This is a genomic window from Imperialibacter sp., assembly GCF_040222815.1.
In the GTDB taxonomy this organism is placed as follows: Bacteria; Bacteroidota; Bacteroidia; order Cytophagales; family Cyclobacteriaceae; genus Imperialibacter.
The window spans coordinates 1-1,521 of record NZ_JAVKCH010000056.1 but is presented as its reverse complement, the minus strand read 5'-3'; the positions used below and the strand labels follow the sequence as shown (position 1 = coordinate 1,521).

Genomic DNA, 1,521 nt, shown 5'->3' with positions numbered 1-1,521 from the left:
CGCAGAAAGTATCGCAAAAGGTGCAATGGCTTTCTTAAAAGCAGAATATAAAGTGCTTTCAGGTTTCGTACTTGTAGTAGCTTTAATCTTAGCTTTTAGTGCTAATCCTGAAACTTCGAGCTGGATGGTTGCCATCTCTTTCGTAGTTGGAGCAATCTGTTCCGGACTTGCAGGTTTCATCGGAATGAAAGTTGCTACTAAAGCAAACGTAAGAACAACAAACGCTGCTCGTACCAGCCTTGGAAAAGGTCTTGAAGTTGCATTTGCAGGTGGTTCTGTAATGGGACTTGGCGTTGTAGGACTTGGAGTATTAGGACTTTCAGTTTTATTCTTCGTGTTCTCTCAAATGTTTGGTATTGACGGTGCCGGTGCAGTAAACAAAGTATTGGCCGTAGTAACAGGATTCTCTTTCGGTGCATCTTCAATCGCACTTTTTGCTCGTGTTGGTGGCGGTATTTATACCAAAGCTGCTGATGTTGGAGCTGACCTTGTAGGTAAAGTTGAAGCAGGTATTCCTGAAGATCACCCGTTAAACCCTGCAACTATTGCAGACAACGTTGGTGATAACGTAGGTGACGTTGCCGGAATGGGCGCTGACCTTTTCGAATCATATGTAGGTTCAATCATCGGTACTATGGTTCTTGGTGCTGCTTTCATGACTATTCCGGGATGGAGCGATAACTTCGACGGACTTTCAGCAGTAATGCTTCCTTTGGTTCTTGCAGGAACAGGAATCTTTACTTCTATTTTGGGAACCTTCTTTGTAAGAGTTAAAGATGGTGGAGATCCACAAAGAGCTTTGAACATGGGTGAGTTTTTATCAGCTGCTGTTATGTTGGTTGCTTCTTTCTTCATCATTAAATGGATGCTTCCTGAAACATGGACATTCTCAGGAATTGAATACACAAGCATGGGTGTTTTCTGGGCTACAATCTTCGGATTGGCTGCAGGATTATTGATCGGTTTAGTTACTGAACATTACACAGGTACAGGTACAAAACCAGTTCTTTCTATTGTTAAGCAATCTGTAACCGGTGCAGCAACTAACATCATCGCAGGACTTGGAGTTGGAATGATCTCGACTGCAATTCCTATCATCATTATTGCAATCGCAATTGTAGGAGCTTACAGCTTTGCCGGACTTTACGGAATCGCAATTGCTGCTGTAGGTATGCTTGCAAACACAGGAATCCAGTTAGCTGTTGATGCTTACGGTCCTGTTTCTGATAACGCAGGTGGTATCGCGGAGATGGCTGAACTAGAGCCTGAAGTTCGTGAGCGTACTGATAAGCTTGATGCTGTTGGTAACACTACTGCCGCTATCGGTAAAGGTTTTGCGATCGGTTCTGCTGCTCTTACTGCACTTGCATTATTCGCAGCTTTCATCACTGCTTACAACGCTACGCATGAAGTTAAGCTTCTTGCTATCGATGTATTGAGCCCGACTGTAATGGCTTCTCTTTTTGTTGGAGCTATGCTTCCATTCTTATTCTCTGCTCTTTCTATGCAAGCTGTAGGACG

At 43.6% G+C, this 1,521-nt stretch carries 1 protein-coding gene; it reads left to right on the top strand.

What is annotated here, in order from left to right; genetic code table 11:
- On the top strand, window positions 1–1,521 hold a 1,521-nt coding region (locus RIF36_RS26085), incomplete at both ends, for a V-type H(+)-translocating pyrophosphatase (protein WP_350149706.1).